Source organism: Sneathiella chungangensis (genome assembly GCF_009882935.1).
In the GTDB taxonomy this organism is placed as follows: domain Bacteria; phylum Pseudomonadota; class Alphaproteobacteria; order Sneathiellales; family Sneathiellaceae; genus Sneathiella; species Sneathiella chungangensis.
Map to the genome: position 1 here is coordinate 216929 of NZ_WTVA01000004.1, position 20881 is coordinate 237809.

The following is a 20881-nucleotide window of genomic DNA, read 5'->3' on the forward strand; positions in this document are numbered from 1 at the left end:
ATGGAAAGTGAAATTATAGGCAGTCTCGGACTTCTGGTCCTTGCCGGAATGTTACTTCTTCGTATTCCCATTGGGATTTGCCTGATTGTTGTATCTTTTGGCGGTATTTGGGTACTTATCGGTCCACGCCCTGCTTGGGGCATCCTGTCAACGGTGCCTTATGAATTTTCCGCTAAATGGACATTGTCCTCCGTGCCGATGTTCCTGTTTATGGGATATGTCTGCTTTTATGCAGGGCTTACAAAAGGTTTGTTTGCTGCCTGCCGAAGTTGGCTGGCGCGACTTCCCGGAGGCTTGGCGATTGCCTCTGTGCTGGGTTCGGCTGGCTTTGCCGCCGTCACTGGGTCAAGTGTCGCCTGCGCAGCGGCTATGGGACGCATTGCCATTCCCGAAATGCTCGCGAGCCGTTATAATCCAGCACTTGCTACAGGGTCAATCGCCGCCGCGGGAACTCTCGGCGCGCTAATACCGCCAAGTATTCTTCTAATTTTGTTCGGTATATTTGCAGAAATTCCGATCAGCCAACTATTTATCGGCGGGATCGGTGCAGGTGTATTAACCGCAGGCCTCTATATTTTTACCATATGGTTGCTTGCGGTCATGCGCCCGGAACTGGCGCCACGAATGACCGAATTGCCTCCAATGGCAGAGCGCATTGCTCATTTGCGGGAAACCTGGCCAATTTTACTGCTAATGGCAGTAGTTATCGGGGGTATGTTTGTTGGGTTATTCACGGCGACTGAAGCAGGCGCTGTTGGTGCCTTTGCATCCATCATTATAGCCGGTTTTAAGGGTTCCTTGAATTGGCCTGCTTTTTTTTCGGCAATACAGGAGACACTGACGACGACAAGTGCATTGTTTCTGATCGCCATTGGCGCAAATCTCCTGACGCGATTTTTAGCGCTCTCTGGCAGTGGAGACATGATTGCGGAGGCTGTTATCGGTTTAGGTTCAGACCCGATCCTATTGCTTCTCGGAATTTCCTTTCTTTATCTGTTGCTTGGCATGTTTCTCGATCCGATAGGCGCAATGTTGTTGACGCTTCCGGTGTTGCTCCCGGTTCTGGAGGGCGCACATATTGACCTGATCTGGTTCGGAGTTTTTTTGGTGAAGTTTCTTGAAATCGGAATGATCACGCCGCCGATCGGCCTGAATGTGTTTGTCATCAAGGGCGTCGTCGGAGACCAGGTACCATTAACCACTATTTTTCGAGGAATACTCTGGTTCCTTATGGCTGATGCGGTCGTAGTGGCGATCATGATTCTGTTTCCGGAAATTATTACCTATCTGCCAAGTCTTATGGATTAAGTATAGAATCCAGTGGAATATGCCAAATTGCCATGGCAGAGGATTAATATTCTGGAGAAAAAAATGAGCGATAAGGGTACTTTGAGAGCCCCGCAGACACCAAGCCGAATTCTTGTCGCCAATCGTGGTGAGATCGCAATTCGGATCATGCATGCGGCGGCGGAACTCGGTATTGCGACCGTCGCGATCTATTCGGACGACGATGCGTCGGCTTTGCATGTCCGAAAAGCTGATATGGCCGCCTCCCTTGGCGCATCTGGCGCGCGGGCCTATCTTGATGGCGCGAAGATTGTGGCGATTGCGCGGGAAACAGGCTGTGATGCCATTCATCCCGGATATGGCTTTTTAAGCGAAAACGCGAAATTTGCGCAAAGCTGCCTCGATGCCGGGATCATTTTCATCGGGCCCAAACCGGCGACATTAGAGCTTTTTGGCGACAAGGTTGCCGCGCGCAGGCTTGCCGAGAAAGCCGGTGTTCCGCTCCTGGCCGGAACGGCCGGACCAACCAGCGTCGAAGAAATGCACGACTATTTTGACAAGCTCGGTCCCGATGGTGCGGTGATGATCAAGGCGGTTGCCGGTGGTGGCGGCCGGGGCATGCGGAAGGTGGACAAGGCATCGGATCTGGATACAGCCTACAAACTTTGTAGTTCCGAAGCGGCGGCCTCCTTTGGTAACGGCGATGTTTATGTCGAGCGGCTGGTCCGCCGCGCGCGGCATATCGAAGTCCAGATTATTGGCGACGGCAATCAGGTCGCCCATCTTTGGGAGCGCGAATGCACCATTCAGCGGCGCCATCAGAAGGTTGTGGAAATTGCGCCGGCACCGGGGCTAGACCCTGCATTGCGGAAGCAGTTACTTGAGGCCGCCGTGACGCTCGCCAGGGCAGGGAACTATCAAAGTCTCGGGACGTTCGAATTTCTCGTTGACAGGGACTGCGAGGATCCCGAAAACGCTTTCGTCTTTATCGAGGCAAACCCGCGCCTGCAGGTGGAGCATACGGTCACCGAGCAAGTAACGGGACTGGATCTGGTAAAGCTGCAGATACGGATAGCGGGCGGGCAGAGCCTGTCCGACCTTGGCCTCGACAAACCATCCGACCTGCCGCGCGGATACGCGATGCAACTGCGGATAAATGCGGAGACGGTTGGTAAAAACGGGGAGGTCAAGCCGTCCATGGGGGAACTCACTGCGTTCGAGATTCCGTGCGGTCCGGGTGTCCGGGTCGATACAGCCGGTTATGTCGGCTATCACTCCAACCCGAGTTTTGACTCACTCCTTGCAAAACTGATCGCCTATGATCCGTCACCGGTTTACACCGACGTTATCGCAAGGGCCTATCGCGCCCTCTGCGAATTCCGGATCGACGGCATAACGACAAATATCCCGCTTCTGCAAAATCTATTGCAGAATCCGGCCTTTCTTGAAAATGACGTCGATACCGGTTTTTTTGAGTTGCATCTTGCAGAGCTGATACAAAAAGATCATGCGCATCCGAGCCGTTACGCCCGGTCAGAAGCCGGAAACGACAACATGCAGGTGAAAGAAGTTTCGGTGGCGTCGCCGGGCTTCGCAACCATATCTGCGCCCATGCAGGGGACCGTGATTGCGATCAAGGCAGGGGTTGGCGAGACAATTGACGCAAATGGAGAGGTGCTGGTTTTGGAAGCCATGAAAATGGAGCATATCATCGTTTCCGGCATCTCCGGCAGGCTGGACAAGCTGTTTATCGAAATTGGCAGTACGGTTGCGGAAGGGCAACCTCTCGCATTTGTTGAGCCGCAAGATGTTGAAATCGAGGCCACGACCGCAGAAATTGAAATTGATCCGGACTTTATACGGCCCGATCTCGCCGATGCGCTGGAGAGGCGGCGCCGAACGCAGGATGCGGCGCGACCGGACGCCGTTGCCCGACGCCGAAAAACGAAACAGCGGACCGCTCGCGAAAATATCGAGGATCTGACAGATCCAGGGACCTTTGTGGAATATGGCGGGCTTACCGTGGCGGCGCGTCAATCCCGTAACACCCTCGAAGAGCTTATCGACCGCACCCCGGCCGACGGGCTGATCGCGGGCATTGCGCATATCAACGGCGCGCATTTTCCGCCGGAGAAGGCGCGTTGCGCGGTTCTGTCTTATGACTACACGGTGCTGGCTGGAACCCAGGGTTGGAAAGGTCATGAAAAAACCGACCGGATGCTCGAGGTTGTCCGCCGCCGGCGGCTGCCGCTCATCTTCTTTACCGAAGGCGGTGGGGGACGGCCCGGCGATACCGACGTGATCAATGCGGGCGGCCTGACAACGCCGACGTTCCACAAACTTGCTGAGTTGAGCGCGCTCGTGCCGCTGATTGCCATCAATTCCGGTCGTTGTTTCGCGGGCAATGCGGCGGCTCTGGGCTGCTGCGATGTGATCATTGCCACCGAGAATTCGAATATCGGTATGGGGGGGCCGGCGATGATCGAAGGCGGTGGCCTTGGTGTCTATCGTCCCGAGGAAGTCGGACCGATGTCGATACAGGTTCCAAACGGAGTGGTTGATATTGCCGTAGCGGACGAGGCGGAGGCCGTCGCTGCCGCGAAAAAATACCTGTCCTATCTTCAGGGGCCGTTTACGGAATGGGATTGTGCGGATCAACGCCGACTTCGCAATGTCGTGCCGGAGAACCGGCGTCGATCCTACGACATGCGCGAAGCCATTGACCTGATCGCGGATACGGATACGGTGCTGGAACTGCGGCGGGATTATGGTGTCGGTATGATTACCTGCCTCGCCCGGATAGAAGGGCGGGCAGTCGGGATTATCGCTAACAACCCAAGGCATCTTGGCGGTGCGATCGACAGTGATGCCGCCGACAAGGGCGCGCGGTTCATGCAGGTGCTCGACGCCCATGGCATCCCGGTGCTTTTTCTCTGTGATACACCCGGAAACATGGTCGGACCGGAAGCGGAAAAATCAGGTCTTGTGCGTCATTGCAGCCGTCTCTTTCTGGTTGGCGCAAATCTTAGCGTACCGTTCTTTACGGTGGTCTTGCGCAAAGGATACGGGCTTGGCGCGCAGGCTATGGCGGGCGGTGGCTTCCATAACCCGCATTTCCTCGTTTCCTGGCCAACAGGAGAATTCGGGGGTATGGGCCTTGAAGGGGCTGTGCGGCTCGGTTATCGGGAAAAGCTGGCAGCAATTGAGGACGCGGAGGAGCGCGAAGCGACCTTTCAGACACTGGTCGATGAGCTTTACGAAAAGGGAAAAGCGCTTAGTGCCGCGTCCCTGTTCGAAATCGACGATGTCATTGATCCTGTGGAAACGCGCCAATGGATTTCAAGTGCAATAGATACACCGTATGAGAACAACAGACTGGAAGGAAAGAGGCGTCCTTTTATCGATTCCTGGTAAAAAATTGTGACTGCATAAAACAAGTAAAAAGTAGAGAATTCGAGAAATGATCAAGACTAAATTAGGTCAGCATATAGGAATGGCACGGCAGTCGAAAGAGGCGCGGCCTTCCTATCCTGATCTCTACAACATGGGTGTTGTCCTCTCATGCCTGATCGGTAAAGTATGAACGAGATTTCCTGCCTGTTTGTTTCGAAGATGGATCCAAACATGCCGCATAGTACTAGCAAGATAAACTCCGGAATGGAGTATGGGGTAATTGACGAGCATGATTGCAAAGTATTTATTGGGCAAAACAACCGGTTTTACACTGGAGAAACTTGGCGTTTAGCTTTTCCAGTTGGGCGATACCGACTAGTGGAGGATTTATAGGGCTTGGAGAACAATTACACAGGTGAAAGAAGGGCTCAGGTGGATCGGCGGGCAAAATCCGACAGGCGGATGCTTGGGGCTGCGATCAGTCTGATTGCGGCACATGGATCGAAAAATGTGAGCATGGCGCAGATCGGTATGGCGGCTGGATACAGTCGAGGACTGCCGGCGGAGCGGTTTGGAACCAAACTCCGGCTTCTGGAAGCTGTCGTCAGTATGACTGAGGCCTGGTTTAATAAGCGACTTCAGAAAGTTCTGGAAGGCAAAACAGGCTTGGAAGCGTTGTCGGCACGCATTGTTGCGCATATGGAGTCGGTCCGTGATTCTTCGGAAGCGGCTATCGCGGTTTATCACCTGATTGTTGAAGCGACAGGAACGGTTGTTGACCTTAAGCCAAGGATAACCAAACTGAATCAATCCTATGCTGATGGCATGAAAATTCATATGGAAGAGGCGCGCGCCAAGGGTGAATTAAAAGATGGTGTTGATATAGACCGTCATGCTCTCGCTATTGTCAGCGCCATGCATGGACTTGCTATTCAGGCTCTTATCCGTGGTGATATTGGCAGTCTTGGTTTGGACGCACATTATATCGCGGAAATACATATCGCCGCTATCGCTCGAAAAAAGCAGGATTAATAATGGCTTTTGAAGATAGTCATAATACGGCCAACGCATTGGCTCAATAGGGGCAAAAAAAAGTTCATGTAGTTCCAAAGTTGTAGAAAATAGGCGATCTAGACCAAAATCGAATTGTGATGCTATTGGAAGCGCGGATTACCTTGGAGGACGCGGCAAGGCCTGAGGTGATTCCATGTCGGGACCGGCTTGGCTAACTCGCCGCCAAAGACAGAAAAGCATTCTTTATGATATAGCAGTTTTGGGAAATTGGGAGGGTCCGTTCGTCAAATTATCCCTGCGCCAGGCGCGCTGCTCGCGAATGTCAAGCAATCGAAAAATTTTGAAAAGATACTATCTTGGGTAAAGCCATTGGGCCGGGCAGAAACCTCCGGACAATTGCGCTGATCTGATAAAATTCGGCTGCTACTAATTTCCCGATAGGCCGGCTATCGGGCTTAACGGTTTCGCAATACATGACAAGGAATGTGTAAATAACATTTCCCGGAAATTACTTTAAGATAAGTGCAGGAGGTTTTTGAGCGCTCTCAGTATTAACCTCATCCCACTTATGTTTAGTATAGACTGAATTATTGGTCACTAATAAATTATGGGTTTGGCGGGTCACAGTGGTTGGGTTGGAATTGGAATAATCCATTGGGAAAGAAAAACTCTATGAATATCTTCGAATTTGGAGAGCCAAATCAACTCGATGAAATGCATCAATTACTTCGTTTTCAGGTGCGACGATTTGTGGAGAAGGAAATTGTTCCGAATGCAGAGCTTTGGGAAAAAGAAGGGAAGATCCCCCGTGAGCTATTTCGGAATATGGGGGAGATTGGGCTGCTCGGGATGCGTCACCCAAAAGAATATGGCGGGGGTGGTCTTGGCTCACTCGCCTCGGTCATTTTGGGTGAAGAGTTAGGTCGAAGCTCTTATGGCGGTGTTGCTTCGTCTATAATGGTACATAGCGACATGTCCATGTCGCACATCGCGCTTAATGGGAATGAAGAACAAAAGCAGAGATATTTGCCTCCCGTATGCCGCGGTGAGAAAGTCGGGGCCGTTTGTATGACTGAACCAACCGCAGGATCCGATGTTGCGGGATTGACGTCCCGAGCCGTTCGTTGTGGCGATGACTGGATAATCAACGGAGAAAAGACATTTATCACAAACGGCGTCTATGGTGATATCTACATTGTGGCCGCCAAAACCAACCTGGATGTAAAGCCGAGTCAGGGGTTGTCGCTTTTTATTGTCGAAAGAGAAACTTCAGGGTTCAAGATAGGAACAAAGTTTGACAAGCATGGATGGCGCGCGTCTGATACAGCGGAGTTGATCTTTGAAGATATGCGGGTTCCTCATTCTAATCTGATAGGTGAGGAGGGCAGAGGTTTTTACTATCTTATGAGTACACTGCAAAATGAGCGACTTGTTGCCGGCGCGATGAGTGTGGGTCAGTGTGGAAAAGCAATAGAACTTACTGCTGATTATATGAAGTCACGTAGAGCTTTTGGAAAAACACTCTGGGAGCAGCCGGTGGTGCGGAACAAGCTTGCTTGGCTTGCGTCTAAGGCGGCGGCGGCAAGGTCATTGGTTTATACATGCGCCCATATGATCGAAGAAGGTCAAGATACCGTTCGCGAGGTTTCAATGCTTAAGGCTTTCGCCTGTGAGACTTTGCAAGAGGTAGTTCATGGCTGTCTTCAATTGCATGGCGGATCCGGCTACATCATAGGGACACCTATTGAGAGAATGACTCGCGATGCCCGCATTCTGACTATTGCCGGGGGCGCCACTGAACTTATGCTTGAAGAAGTTGCAAAACGAATTTAGGGGCATTGCCACATTAACTTTCCTAGGAAGAAAAATCTCCTAATCGTGTTTTCTCAGACGATGATTGAAATTTTTTCGGCCATGTTATTTGCGCGAATAGCTACCCTGTTGGCATTGTCAGAGGAAGGTCGATAAGCGATGAGAAGAATTGAGGAGTTGCCGTTTAAGCGGCAAGTAGCCGCCATTCTGCAATTGCCGCTTCACGTTTGAGCTTGAAGCTTTCGCGGCTGTGGATATGACGTTCCTGGTTAAAGTGATTATGGATTGACGCAATTTTCTGTAGTGATTGTACGCTTCTGAATTTGATCATAGCTCGTTCCCGTTGTCGGAACGATTGATGAGAATTCTCGGCTCGGCTATTTAGCCATTGTCTAGTTTCCTGACGGGCCTGATTACCGATTACTTTCATCGCAGCGCCATATGAGCGCAGTTTATCCGTTATGATCACTTTCGGACTGCCATATATCTTCATGGTTTTCTTCAAGAACTTCAGAGCAGCCTAGCGATCCCGTCTCTTGGTGACAAAGGCCTCCAAAACTTCCCCCTCATGATCGACGGCTCTCCAGAGATAATGGACTTCGCCATTGATCCGCACGAAAACTTCATCCAGATGCCATCTCCATTGAGGTCCTATTCGCATCGTTGCTGATCTGGTCTTTCTAATTTCTGCAGCAAACACTGGTCCGAACCGATTCCACCAGGCGCGCACCGTCTCGTAACTAACGTCGATACCCCGTTCATGCAGAAGATCTTCAACCTGACGCAGTGACAATGGATAACGGACATACATCATCACGGCTAAGCGAATGATCTCGGGTGAAGTTTTGAAATAACGAAATAGATTCTTCATTGGCCGACCGTAAATCCAGCTTCAACATGGCTCAAGTGATTTTCCTCTGACAATGCGCCTCATAATGGTCGAGATGGAAGATGGCGCCGTTAAACAAAGATCTTTCAATGAGCTCTTTTAGACCAGTAGAAATTTTTTGTGTAGAGAGCTCATAAATTCTCAGTCCTATGCAAGGCGACAATTTATTCGACAAATATGGGGCGCTTCGCATACCAATTATCAAAGCGCTACCAATGATCGCATCATAACTGTGAAGTGCAAAGGGGGTGGCAGTTTAGCTTGGGCGTTCGTAATGGCGATACGGCTAACTTTGATAATTCGGACAGATGAAGGGAATGCAATATGAATACGGCAATCTTTCAAGGATGTATCCCCGCGTTAATGACACCCTGCGATGAGAAACAGCAGCCAGATTTTGATGCGTTAGTGCGAAAAGGTCGTCAGTTGATCGAGGCTGGAATGTCCGCGGTTGTCTATTGCGGCTCAATGGGCGACTGGCCATTACTTACTGATAAAATGCGTATGAGAGGGGTTGAACTTCTTGTTGAAGCAGAGGTTCCGGTGATCGTCGGAACAGGTGCGTTAAACAGCGCCCTTGCAGTGGAGCATGCGGCCCATGCTCAGAAATGTGGTGCTGATGGTTTGATGGTGATCCCTCGGGTACTGTCACGCGGTTCATCCGCCGCAGCTCAACGGGCGCATTTTGCGGCTATTCTAGACGCCGCCGGTGAATTGCCATCGGTTATCTATAATAGTCCATATTATGGTTATGAGACCCGGGCTGATATGTTTTTTGATCTTCGCTCAGAACATAAGAACCTCATCGGATTTAAGGAGTTTGGCGGGCGGGAGTCTTTGAGCTATGCGGCTGAAAATATTACCAGCCAAGACGACAATGTAATCCTTATGGTCGGCGTGGATACTCAAGTTTTCCATGGGTACGTAAATTGCGGCGCTATCGGATCTATTACCGGCATTGGCAATGTACTTCCGAAAGAGATACTGCATCTTGTGTTGCTTTGTGAGAAAGCGGCGAAAGGAGATGCAGTCGCGCGTCGGAGTGCCCAGGAGTTGAGCGATGCATTGATGGTCCTTTCAACCTTTGATGAAGGACCTGATCTCGTTCTTTATTATAAATATCTGATGGTCTTAGAAGGCAATCCCGAATATGAACGGCACTTCAATCAAGATGATGCGCTTACTTCAAGTCAGAAGAACTTTGCGGCTAACCAGCTGAAACTATTCAAAACCTGGTACAATGCATGGATTGAAGGCCCTGAAAATCGGCCCTAAAACCGATTCCAACCCAAATGCAATTATACAAACACTCTCTCAAGAGACCAATTCGACAATTGGATCACTTTTTTAAATTTAGTCCGTTCGTCTCCTTTCAGTCTCAAGCAAAGAGCGCGAAATAACCTCCGAGGAAAAAAATGGAATTTAAGAATTTTATTGATGGGTCATGGGAAATTGGGACTGACACAACTACAAATATTAATCCCTCAGATCGATTTGATACGATCGGGATTGCCGCCCGATCCCATGCGGAACAAGTTAACCAAGCCATTGATAGTGCGTTTGAAGCTGCATCCAGTTGGGCGAATACAACGCCACAACAGCGGTTTGACATTTTAGATTTTGTTGGGACAGAGATTTTAGCGCGTAGAGAAGAAATTGGCCGATTATTGAGTAGAGAAGAAGGAAAAATTCTCACGGAGGGAATAGGCGAAGTCGCTAGGGCAGGGCAAATCTTTAAGTTTTTTGCAGGTGAAGCTTTACGTTCGAATGGCGATCATCTGCCGTCTGTCAGGCCGGGAGTAGATATTGATGTTATACGTCAACCTCTCGGTGTTGTCGGACTAATCACTCCCTGGAATTTCCCTATCGCCATACCAGCGTGGAAAATTGCTCCGGCTTTGGCGTATGGAAATACCGTTGTCTTCAAACCGGCAGAACTCGTTCCCGGTTGTGCCTATGTGCTTGCAGAAATATTGTCTCGGTCCGGACTTCCTGATGGAGTTTTTAATTTGGTGATAGGCAAAGGATCTGTAATAGGTCCGCAGCTAATCGAAAACAAAAAAATTAGCGCAATCTCTTTTACGGGCTCTGTTCCAACCGGAAAATCAATAGCAGCTGATTGCGGAGCTCGACTCAAAAAAGTGCAGCTCGAAATGGGGGGCAAGAACCCCATGATTGTACTTGATGACGCGGATTTGGATGTAGCCGTTGAAGCTTGCCTTAACGGAGCATTTTTTTCTACCGGGCAGCGATGCACAGCGAGTTCGCGACTAATAGTAACGGAGGGTATTCACGACCGATTTGTATCAACTTTATCCGATCGCATGAGTAAGTTGATCGTCGGACATGCTCTTGAATCTACTACTCAAATGGGGCCCGTTGCCGAAGTAAGCCAGCTTAATCAGAATCTTGATTATATTGAAGTCGCGCGTTCTGAGGGGGGAAATGTTCAGGGCGGCGAACGGCTCTCAAGAGATACAGACGGTTACTTTATGGCGCCCGCGCTCATCACAGAGACTAATAATAACAACCGTATAAATCGCGAAGAAGTATTTGGGCCTATTGCTTCGGTTATACGTGCACGTGATTACGAGGAAGCTTTAACGATCGCCAATGACACACCTTTTGGTCTTGCCGCGGGTATATGCACCCAATCCTTAAAGTTTGCCAGTCATTTTAAGAAGTTTTCTCAGGCGGGAATGGTTATGGTCAATCTGCCTACAGCTGGAGTAGATTACCATGTGCCGTTTGGGGGAATAAAGGGCTCAAGTTTTGGTGCACGAGAACAGGGAACCTATGCCGCGGAGTTTTATACCTCGGTAAAAACCGCTTATGTTATGCCTTGATTAAGACTATCACGCTAACGCTTGCCTGTACTAGCAATCGAAAAAATGTGAAGGGCCGAGAAACATATTTAAGCTTTTCATGCGCAATCTCTGCGCGATGAAGTCACATCATATAAAATCTGCGGACTGTATACCGTAAACTTCTACTACGTTGAAAGCCTTAACTCTTCTTTTCCAGATTTTTGACAAACTCTTCCTTTGAGCCGTAAAATCCTGGTTCTCCGAACATTTGATTGGCCACGAGTTCAATTTGGCTGTGGTTTGGTTCGACACCGTTCTCTTTGAGTAGCTGATGGACTGTTTCAATAATTGTATCCATCGTATCAACGCGCGCGAGTGTTCCATAAATGTCCGTATAACTGGGTCGGCCCAACGCTTCCGAAATTAGGTCCGTATAATTCAGGACGTTTAAGGGGTATTGCGCTGCCGCACCGGCCAACATTCTTTGGCATGAATGATAAATTGTGACGACGCAGTCAGCTTGCGCTGCAACGGCACCCTCCAGGAGCATACGGTAGTTCTCTCGTTGGATGTCAGGATAGGTTTCTCCAATCCCGCCGCAAACATAACCAAAATTTCTATTTTGCTTTACGGGCACCAGTTCAACATGCGGGATAGAGGCGAGAAGCTCTGTCACATGCTCAGTCACACCCGGGATCCCATCATGTTCTTGCAAAACAACACGGCGAGGAGGACAATTCGCGAACTGGCTGCGCATTTTGTCGAGATACTTGTGTAAAAACTGTGTCACATGAGCCATCGCATAATCCGGCTTGTCGTAGTTAACCCAGTTCTCGTTGAATTGAAGAAGGCAGGTCGGACACCATGAAATAACTTCCTGAGCTTTCATTTCCTCGAAAGCGCGGCTGGTTCGACTCGCGACACGTTCATAAGATCCGATGTCTCCACTTCGATGCTGAGTCACGCCGCAGCAAAAAGACGTTCCTCCAGCTATTTCGTATAAAATTTCCAGAGCATCTAGAATTTCCATCATATTCATAACGATATGCGGCGTACGTAGCACGTTGCAACCCGTGTAGAATACGACGTCAGCCGGTCCGCGCCCCTTGGTTCGCGTAATCTTGCTAATTACGTCCGGAGGCAATTGCATACTGGAAAGGAGCCTGATGGCCTGACTCATTGCCCTGAATTTGTCGCTCGATGCCTTCCGCCTGTCACGTTCCGGTGTCCGGCTCACATCCTGTATCGTTCTTAGGCCGCTTATCCAGGAACGGACATTGATATTTTCTGGGCAAACGTCATTGCATATTCCGCTACCGTTGCAGGCGTCAAGCCAGTCACTTGCACGGCTCGTGCTCGATTTTCCTTCGCTTAGGGACTTCAGGCCCGATACGAGCTGTCCGGCATCCTGAGACTCCAAGCCTGCTAGTGGAACAACTGGGCAAGCCTCGACGCACAATCCGCATTCGGTACAGGAATTGGCCACTTCGCGACAGTAGTCTTCGGTAAAGTTGAGGAAGTTGTCCATATGCTGTCCCAGTGCCAGTCTATCAGCAAGAGTAAATGTTACTCCGAATGTTTCAAGATTTAGAAGTATAAGATTTCTGCGCTGCACATCTAATTAATTCTGGAGGAAGAGATTTCCGCACATTTATGTGACTCGTTTATGGTTGCGACATTAGTATCGCCGTCCGAAATCAAAATGAAGGACTGCGAGGATGACGATGGCAAGAGTTCAAATTCTGTTTGCCACGATGACAGGTACAGCGGAATTGGTAGCGGAAGAACTAATGGATCATTTGTCAGGGCAATCTGTCGATTGCTCAATGGATCCTATCGATACATTTGATGTTTCGCGGCTCGAAAACCTGGAAATTATTCTGATTTGCACCTCGACAACGGGTGAAGGTGAAGTGCCTGACAACGGCCTGGAATTCCATCGCTACCTGAGAGAAGAGCAGCCCGATTTGCGACATATACGTTTCGGAGTTTGCGGACTTGGGGACAGTAGTTACTCCGCAACTTTCAATGCTGGCGGTGCTCAGTTCGAAGCCGCTTTAATTAGTTGTGGGGCAGTGAAGATTGGGGAACGCATGTTACATGATGCAAGCAGTGAAGTTCTTCCCGAGGATCAGGCCGTAGGATGGTGCGACGATTGGCTTCGCCTCCTGAGCTTGTCGGATCAAACGGTCTGATCCTTTTTTTATCATGACATTTCGATTAGCAATCGTTGGGGCAGGGCCGGCGGGGCTCTATTTGGCGGATGGGCTCATCCGTCAAGCGGATTGCCCAATTGAGATAACAGTTTTTGAAGATCTGCCGACACCATTCGGGCTCGCGCGTTATGGGGTGGCCGGCGATCACCTGGGAACAAAGGCTGTCACACGGTTACTTGCGCGAGTTTTTCGAAACGATGCCGTGACATATGCGGGGAACGTTCGAATAGGCGATGCAATCAGTCTCGAGTGTTTAAGGGAAAATTTTCACGCTGTGGCAATTGCTACGGGCGTAAATGAGGGGCGTAGCGGCATACCAGTTGACAGTCCTGAAATACCTGTGATTTCGGCATTTGATTTTATTCGATGGGCGAACGGGTATCCGGATATGGATTTTCCGTTAAAGGCTGGAACCTGTCATCGCGTGGGTATTGTCGGGAACGGAAATGTCGCGTTAGATGTCGCCAGAATTTTATTGCGGGGGAAAAGCATGTATGACTCTTCAGATTTTCCCGAATCCCGGCTTTCGACAATCGGAAAAATGAAGACACGTGAGGTGCGTCTGTTGGGTCGCAGAAAGGCGGTTGATACCCGCTTTTCACCCAAAGAATTGGATGAACTTTTAAACCTTCCGGAGACGTCAATTCGTACGTTCGGAGTTGGGGAGGGGGCCAGTCCAGGTACCCCGGAAAATGCGATTCTTAAAGCGGTAAATGAAACTGCGAACGTCGAATACAGTCGTTCCGTTACCTTCCATTTCGAATGCGATCCAATCTCCGTATCCCACAAAATTGTCAATTTCGGAGCAAGGTCGATTTGTGTTGATGCTCTTGTACTGGCAATCGGTCAGTCGATTAGCTCCCCATTTAATTTGCCATTGGCTGACGAAGGTTACATCGCAAATGAATCTGGGCAAATTACTGGTTATAAAGACCTGTATGTGGTCGGATGGGCTGGCGGCCCGCCAACTGGGACAATCGGCACCAATCGAGTGAGCTCACATAACGTGGCTAAGAAGATTTTGTCGGCGCGACATGATTTACTCTCAAAAACACTCGCATCAAATATTTTGGAGGTATTGAGAAAGGATGGCGTAAAGCCTATTGGATGGGCGGATTGGTTAGCGATCGACGACGCGGAATGTCTTGCTGGACAGCTGCGAAATCGACCGCGGGAGAAATTTACGACACGTTCAGAAATGCTGCGAGCCGTTCCAAAATATTCTGTGGATTAGTTTAAGGAAGGCTAGTTTCTTGAAGGATCCAATCCGAGAATGCCTTTTCGATATATGTTATATTTTCTTCGTTGCGTGTGGAGAGGAAGTATTTTTGTCCTGACCGAACACGGCGTTCGAATGGTGCGATGAACGAGCGATCAATCAGCTGTGCTTTTTCCAGCAAGTTGTCGCCCAATGTGAAACCCACCCCGCTTCGGACCAGTTCCAACGCGTCTCGCGCATTTTGCACGTAAATATTCTGCTGGTTTTCAGGCTGCTCAAGTCCGACTTCAGCAAACCATTTGGAAAAAAGCGTTCCGTCATCGTCATGCACCAGGGTACGCTCGCGCATACTTTCCAACGACACCTTTCCCTGTAACGGTAACTGGCTCGCGCTGCAAACCGGGTAAACGGACAGTTCAAAAAGTTCAACAACACGCCTATTGGAATAATGCGTTCGATTAATCGAAATGGTTATATCTGCGGGCACATCTGTTTTCGTTTGTCCTGGTGGAAGACGAAGAAACTCAATGCTGAGATTTCGATACCGATTAATGAAGCGATTTAATCGCGGCAGCAGAAACAGACTCAGATATCCGGCAGGTGCGGCCACGGTGAGTTTGCCTTCAGGTTGCTCCGGATTAAGCTCCCTTGTCCCGGCTTCCAGCGTTTGGAATGCTTGCCGGGTCGTTCGTGAAAGACGATCTCCTGAGATCGTCAAACGAAGCCCGCGACCAACACGTTCAAACAAAGAGACGCCAATCGCTTCCTCCAGTTTCTTGATCTGATGGCTAACTGCACTTTGCGTTATATTCAGCTCTTTGGCGGCATGGCCTAAGTGAAGATGTCTGGCAGCGACTTCAAAAGTTTCGAGCGCCTTCAACGAAATTAGATTTCCCTGGATTTTCATTCACAATTACCTTCAAGCATTGCAACCAATTAGTTTTTCTAATCGATAGATTAAATTCTTATCAATATTCATTCAAGAAATATGACTGTACTGTCTTCGGAAACTAAAGACACGGAGATCATAAATGGCTCGAATTGACCCTAAGAAACTTGCAAGGTACTGCCAGATTGCGAATGATTTAGATGCCGGGAAGAGCCTAAGAGACTCTAATGATCGCGATGAAAAGGCACGCGCTTTCCAGGCGCGGCTTTACAAGGAAGGTGTCGATTATTCCAGCGGTAATTTTCGTACGACTGGAATGTATAGATTTCCACACCAAAAAAGCCTTCAAAACGTGGATATCGCATGTGTCGGGTTACCTTTGGACAGAGGCGTACCTTTCGACCGGGTCGGAACGCGTCAGGGACCGCAGGCCCTTAGATATTGGTCAAATTCAGAAGGCGGATTTCATGAGACCTCCGGTTTCAATGTTATGGAGAATTGTTCCGTCATTGATTGGGGCGATCTTTCTTTTGCCAAAAGCGGTTTCGATCTTTCAGCAAATATTGATGAAATAGCGGACTTGTATCTCGGATTCCAGGAAGCCGGTGTGTCAGTTTTTTCAATCGGCGGTGAACATACATGCACGCTTGGTATACTCAAGGGGCTGAGCGGCAATGGCGAAAATCCCCTTTCACTCATTCAGCTCGACGCGCATCACGACACTCTAGGGACTATGAACGGGTCGTTGATAAATGACGGATCGGTGTTCCGGGTTGCCGTTATGAATGGCTACATAGATCCCGAAAAAACAATTCAAATTGGCGTTCGCGGCCGCAATCTTATGGGGCTTGAGTTTGCTAAGACAGTTGGGATTACAACAATAACTGCGCGAGCTGCCCAGGAACAGGGCATGGCAAGTGTTGCGGAGAAAGTGCATGAAATTGTTGGAGACAGTCCGAGCTATCTCTCGATCTGCTCTGATGTATTTGACGTGTCGGTTATGCCGGGAACGACACTGCCGTCGGCTTTCGGTCTGATGTCAAGAGAAGTGCGTGATTTGCTCGATCAACTACATAGCGTGAATTTATTCGGTGCGGATCTAATGGAGTTTTCGCCCGTTCACGATCCAACCGCTTCTTCCGGAGCGCTTGCGGCGGCAATTGGGTATGAACTGCTGACAATTCTCGGTATTTCAGTATGCCGACGCAATTCTGGCACAACTCGACAAACTGTTTGGAATAAGGCGGAGGTTTGAAGTGAACGCATATGCTGATCTTAAAATAGCTTCGTTAGAAAGCGAGCCTGCAAATCCTTGTCGCGCACCCGGTATTGCCTGCCTAGTGAAGGAAGAAAAGCCGACGGCGAAGTATAAAAGACTGAAATTCTCGGACAAGCTACTCAGGAATCTGGATTGGAACCTGGTGAGAACCTTCGTTTCAATTGTTTCGAACAGGAGTTTAACCCGCGCTGGCGAAGAGCTCTATCGAACACAGCCCGCGATCAGCGCCGCGCTAAAGCGATTAGAAGACAGTCTTGGCGTCGTGCTAATGGATCGCTCGAAATCTGATTTTCGACTCACGTCCGAAGGAATTGCTATATACAAATTTGCCCTTCGCGTACAACGCTCAATTGGGAATATCTGCTCCATTGCCGCGAAGGAAGCCCCGGATACAGCTATACATATTTATGTTGCTGAATGCGCCGTTTCTCCTTCAATACTTAAGGTCATTACAGCGGAATTTGCTGCCAACACGAATATTGGCACAGATCTTCGAATCCTCGGGGAGTCCGAGTTTCGGGATACACTAATCGCGGATCCGAATGCCTGGTTCATCTCCACTACAACTGACTGTCGTCAAGGTGACGCGACCTTTGTTCTCAATGAGTCCTCCATGAGCGTCTATTGTGGTCTGAGCGGGTTGGAAGTCGATTGCGCTCATTGCCGTACATCGTCATCAACTTGGATCGACGTCAGTTGGGGATTGAACGAGCAGGACAGTATGTGTGAAGTGCGGCGCCAGATGAATATGCAAAACTCTCCTTCAATGACTGTGTCCTCCTTCGATCGCGTTCGTGATTTAGTTGTCGCAGGATTAGGTGTTTCGGTGCTGCCTGATGACCTTGTCAAGGATGAATTAAGTGCTGAAAAAGTAATAAGAATTTCTCCTCAAAGTCAAATTTCATTGAAGACAATTCTTCGTTTACCCCGGGCTTTCGTCGCTCTTTCTGAGATTGAACGAGAGGCCGTTACCAACCTTCAAAAAAGCCTCTCGTCAATTTCAAGAAAGATTTGAGGGAGTAAGCAAACTGACAAAATTCTCAACCCAATCATGTAAATCTCGTCCTACAAGGAAAAGGAAAGAAAAATGAGAAAACTATCAACGCTGATAACAGCCTCAGTTGCGGCATTGGCCATTAGCTCCTCATCAGCCCAAGCTGCAACGAAAATGAATATGGCGACAAGTTGGGGCGGCGGACCGATGATTGAGTCGGTTGCTCAAAAATTTGCCGACAGCGTCGCAACTTTATCGGGCGGCGAGATAGAGATCATCGTCTATCCAGGCGGAACCCTCGGCAGTCCTCTGGAGGTTTCAGAAACCGTGAAAACAGGCCTGGCTGAAGCAGGGCATAGTTCTGCTAACTATGACTGGGGCAAAAACCCGGCTAATATTTTCTTTGGAGGCTGGGCAGGCGGTTTGTCACCTGATCAGATGCTTAGTTGGCTCTACCAGGGTGGTGGTCTCCAGCTCTATAAAGAATTCAGGCTTGAGACCGCCGGGGTAATCGAAATGCCATGCGGCATGACGCCGCGTGAAGCCGGGATGCATAGTCGGAAGTCCGTCAAAACCCTCGAAGATATAAAGGGACTTAAAATTAGAACCGCCGGCGTCTGGTCGGCTATCATATCTGATCTCGGAGCGACAACTGTTAGTTTGCCGGCCTCCGAAATCTTCTCAGCGTTGGAGCGCGGCGTCGTCGATGCCATTGAATGGAACTCATTCTCTTTGAACCGGGCGGAAGGCTTTCATAATCTCGCCGAATATTTAATCGTCCCTGGCGTTCATCAACCGGTTGTCGTGACGAGCTGTCTTTTCAACCCGGAGGCATGGTCGAAATTAAGCGAGAGAGATAAGGCCATAATTGAGGTCGCCGCCAAGGAAGTCACTTTCGATTTTTACGAAAAACTTCAATTCGAAGATATCGATGCCTATAAATTCTTCCAATCCTCAGGTGTGAAGATTGTTGAACTAGATGATGAGGTAAAGGCGGCTGTCAAGACGAGTATAGATAAATGGGCGACCGCTACCTTGGAAAAAGAGGGGGACGACAGTTGGTTCGCGCGGCTTTATCATGACCAAGAAAATTTCCGTAAAAACTGGCTATTGTTGAGCGGATACCGTTGATCACGGATGCAAGTCTATTCACGGTCGGGGCCAAAGGTTTATCGATATTCCTTTGGCCCAATCGTCGGGGTGCAAGATGCTAGCATATGTCAAATTCTTCAATCGCCTTGGTAAAGGCTGCGGTGTTTTTGCCTCCGTTGCCGTGATCATTCTCTCGTTACTTATGTTGTTGGAGGTCGGGTTGCGGTACTTAGCAGGAGCGCCGACGATCTGGAGTTATGAAGTAAGCTATATGCTCAACGGAGTCGCCTTTGTATTTGGTTTTTCTTATGTGACTCTCAAGAATGAGCATATTTGCGTTGACTTCCTCTCCAGCCGCATGCCGACGAAAGTGAATGCCACAATAAATCTTTTGGTGACCCTAGCACTGATATTCCCCTTGTTTTGCTGGCTTGCATTCCATGTTTCAGCCGATGCAATCAAGTTTTTTGAAGATGGCCGAACGTCCGGAGTTTCGGCGTGGAATCCTGTAATTTGGCCGTATAAATCTTTGCTTGCCATCGGGCTTATCTTTGCAGCATTGCAACTTTTTAATTCATTGGTCGGTCTCTTTCTAAAGGTCGCCTTCAATTCCGAGATCAAGGAATGACTGAAATTCTGCCTTTTCTGATGTTCCCTGCTCTGGGAATATTGATTTTTTGCGGTATTCCTGTTGGCTTGTCGCTTTTGGCTATTGGGCTCGTGTTCGGTGTGTTCCGTTTTGGGGGGGCGGCCATTGTGCAGATATCTGCAAGCCTCGATAGCCTTACGACCTCCTACGCGGTTGCTGCAGTGCCATTATTCGTTCTCATGGGCGCAATACTGGAGCGCTCGGGAATGGCGGCGCAGCTTTTCGATAGTATATATGGTTGGACACGGCGCTTGCCTGGCGGGGTCGCGATTGGCGCCGTTATTATCTGCACGGTTTTTGCCGCTGCAAGCGGTATTACCGGCGCAACGGAGACAATCGTCGGCATACTCGCTGTTCCGGCGATGAAGCGGTACAAATATGATCACCGCTTGATCGCCGGATCAATTTGCGCCGGTGGCTCGCTGGGGACAATTATTCCGCCATCCGTTCTCGCGATTATTCTCGCGCCTGTTGCTGGGGTGCAGGTTGGAGATCTCATGGCGGGGATCGCTATTCCCGGTTTAATCCTCAGTCTCTCATATATTGTCATGATCCTGGGGCTTTGCCGCTTCAAACCAAATTTTGCTCCAAGAGATCCCGACGAAAGCCCAATAAATTATAAGGCGCTAGTTATTTCTTCTATTCGGTCGTTACTGCCGCCACTTGTCCTGATTTCTGCAGTTCTTGGTTCGATAATGTTTGGTATAGCGACAACGACGGAAGCCGCCGCAGTTGGTTGCGGTGGGGCAGCAATACTCGCAATAATTAATCGTCAATTTAACGTGCAGAAACTCTTGGATGCCGGCGGTCGCGCGATGGTGGTATCTGTGGCAATTTTGACGATCCTTTTTGGTGGAATGGTGTTCTCAGCGGTATTTGTCGCCAGCGGAGGCATGATGGCATCGCAGTCTTTTTTAAGGGGATTGGATATAGACCTCGTGTGGTTGATGGTAATCGTTCTCGCGATGGGGTTTTTCCTCGGGATGATGCTTGATCAAATTTCGATAATATTCATTATCGTTCCCGTTGCTGTTCCGGTTCTCAAAGCGCTCGGTGCTGATCCCCTGGTGTTCAGTGTTCTGTTTATGCTGATCCTGCAAACCAGCTATCTAACGCCGCCCATGGCCCCAGCGGTTTTCTATTTTCGTGCGATTAGTCCGCCGGAAATTAAGTTGACCGAGATGTACAGCGGTGTAATTCCTTTTGTGTTGGTGCAGTTCATTGTTCTCTTTGCGGTAGCTGCCTTTCCGGCGCTCGCAACCTACCTTCCAAGTGTTCTCTATCCACTGAGATAGATGTTCTAACTGCCGAGCACCCTCGAACCCGCGAATTCAACCGATT

General features: G+C 49.4%; 15 protein-coding genes and 1 pseudogene. 13 read left to right on the forward strand and 3 right to left on the reverse strand.

The features are described 5' to 3' along the window. The 4 genes from GQF03_RS10320 to GQF03_RS10335 all read left to right on the forward strand — a co-directional run bounded on the left by GQF03_RS10320 (position 1) and on the right by GQF03_RS10335 (position 7527). Positions 1 to 1308: a TRAP transporter large permease gene (locus GQF03_RS10320; RefSeq protein WP_161339192.1), complete on the forward strand. Its 1308-nt coding sequence runs from the start codon at positions 1 to 3 to the stop codon at positions 1306 to 1308. A 63-nt stretch (positions 1309 to 1371) separates the two neighbouring features. Further along, complete coding sequence (locus GQF03_RS10325) at positions 1372 to 4701, forward strand: carboxyl transferase domain-containing protein (RefSeq protein ID WP_161339193.1); 3330 nt, start codon at positions 1372 to 1374, stop codon at positions 4699 to 4701. Between the two features lie 375 nt (positions 4702 to 5076). Next, positions 5077 to 5712: a TetR/AcrR family transcriptional regulator gene (locus tag GQF03_RS10330; protein ID WP_161339194.1), complete on the forward strand. Its 636-nt coding sequence runs from the start codon at positions 5077 to 5079 to the stop codon at positions 5710 to 5712. A gap of 654 nt (positions 5713 to 6366) precedes the next feature. Beyond that, positions 6367 to 7527 (forward strand): acyl-CoA dehydrogenase family protein, encoded by a 1161-nt coding sequence (locus GQF03_RS10335; RefSeq protein WP_161339195.1) that lies wholly within the window; start codon positions 6367 to 6369, stop codon positions 7525 to 7527. A gap of 163 nt (positions 7528 to 7690) precedes the next feature. Here GQF03_RS10335 and GQF03_RS10340 read toward each other — a convergent pair. After that, positions 7691 to 8377: pseudogene (locus GQF03_RS10340) on the reverse strand (IS6 family transposase). 342 nt (positions 8378 to 8719) lie between these two features. On the opposite strand from GQF03_RS10340, the gene GQF03_RS10345 reads away from it, so the two are divergent. Continuing rightward, complete coding sequence (locus tag GQF03_RS10345) at positions 8720 to 9670, forward strand: dihydrodipicolinate synthase family protein (protein WP_161339196.1); 951 nt, start codon at positions 8720 to 8722, stop codon at positions 9668 to 9670. 140 nt (positions 9671 to 9810) lie between these two features. Then, positions 9811 to 11241, forward strand: coding sequence for an aldehyde dehydrogenase family protein (locus tag GQF03_RS10350; protein WP_161339197.1), 1431 nt, complete (start codon positions 9811 to 9813; stop codon positions 11239 to 11241). Positions 11242 to 11401: 160 nt separating this feature from the next. Here the strand turns inward: GQF03_RS10350 and GQF03_RS10355 are convergent, their stop codons facing one another. Continuing rightward, complete coding sequence (locus GQF03_RS10355; protein ID WP_161339198.1) at positions 11402 to 12730, reverse strand: (Fe-S)-binding protein; 1329 nt, start codon at positions 12728 to 12730, stop codon at positions 11402 to 11404. Positions 12731 to 12920: 190 nt separating this feature from the next. Here GQF03_RS10355 and GQF03_RS10360 point away from each other — a divergent pair, with 190 nt between their 5' ends. Together GQF03_RS10360 and GQF03_RS10365 are read left to right on the forward strand one after the other, a co-directional pair. Beyond that, entirely contained in the window at positions 12921 to 13397 is a 477-nt protein-coding gene (locus GQF03_RS10360; RefSeq protein WP_161339199.1) for a flavodoxin domain-containing protein, read from the forward strand. A gap of 13 nt (positions 13398 to 13410) precedes the next feature. Beyond that, complete coding sequence (locus GQF03_RS10365; RefSeq protein WP_277346463.1) at positions 13411 to 14652, forward strand: FAD/NAD(P)-binding protein; 1242 nt, start codon at positions 13411 to 13413, stop codon at positions 14650 to 14652. A gap of 1 nt (position 14653) precedes the next feature. On the opposite strand, the gene GQF03_RS10370 is transcribed toward GQF03_RS10365, so the two are convergent. Continuing rightward, positions 14654 to 15544, reverse strand: coding sequence for a LysR family transcriptional regulator (locus GQF03_RS10370; RefSeq protein WP_161339201.1), 891 nt, complete (start codon positions 15542 to 15544; stop codon positions 14654 to 14656). Positions 15545 to 15668: 124 nt separating this feature from the next. On the opposite strand from GQF03_RS10370, the gene GQF03_RS10375 reads away from it, so the two are divergent. The 5 genes from GQF03_RS10375 (at position 15669) to GQF03_RS10395 (ending at position 20835) form a co-directional block, all read left to right on the forward strand. Beyond that, the gene (locus GQF03_RS10375; protein ID WP_161339202.1) at positions 15669 to 16781 is read left to right on the forward strand and encodes an arginase family protein; all 1113 of its coding nucleotides are present in this window, start codon (positions 15669 to 15671) and stop codon (positions 16779 to 16781) included. 1 nt (position 16782) lies between these two features. Continuing rightward, the gene (locus tag GQF03_RS10380) at positions 16783 to 17820 is read left to right on the forward strand and encodes a LysR family transcriptional regulator (RefSeq protein ID WP_161339203.1); all 1038 of its coding nucleotides are present in this window, start codon (positions 16783 to 16785) and stop codon (positions 17818 to 17820) included. Positions 17821 to 17892: 72 nt separating this feature from the next. Beyond that, the gene (gene dctP, locus GQF03_RS10385; RefSeq protein ID WP_161339204.1) at positions 17893 to 18930 is read left to right on the forward strand and encodes a TRAP transporter substrate-binding protein DctP; all 1038 of its coding nucleotides are present in this window, start codon (positions 17893 to 17895) and stop codon (positions 18928 to 18930) included. A 76-nt stretch (positions 18931 to 19006) separates the two neighbouring features. Continuing rightward, the gene (locus GQF03_RS10390) at positions 19007 to 19519 is read left to right on the forward strand and encodes a TRAP transporter small permease subunit (protein WP_161339205.1); all 513 of its coding nucleotides are present in this window, start codon (positions 19007 to 19009) and stop codon (positions 19517 to 19519) included. Further along, positions 19516 to 20835 carry a TRAP transporter large permease gene (locus GQF03_RS10395; protein WP_161339206.1) on the forward strand — a complete coding sequence of 440 codons (1320 nt, stop codon included), beginning with the start codon at positions 19516 to 19518 and terminating at the stop codon, positions 20833 to 20835. The genes GQF03_RS10390 and GQF03_RS10395 overlap by 4 nt, the downstream gene beginning before the upstream one ends. Positions 20836 to 20881 lie beyond the last annotated feature (46 nt).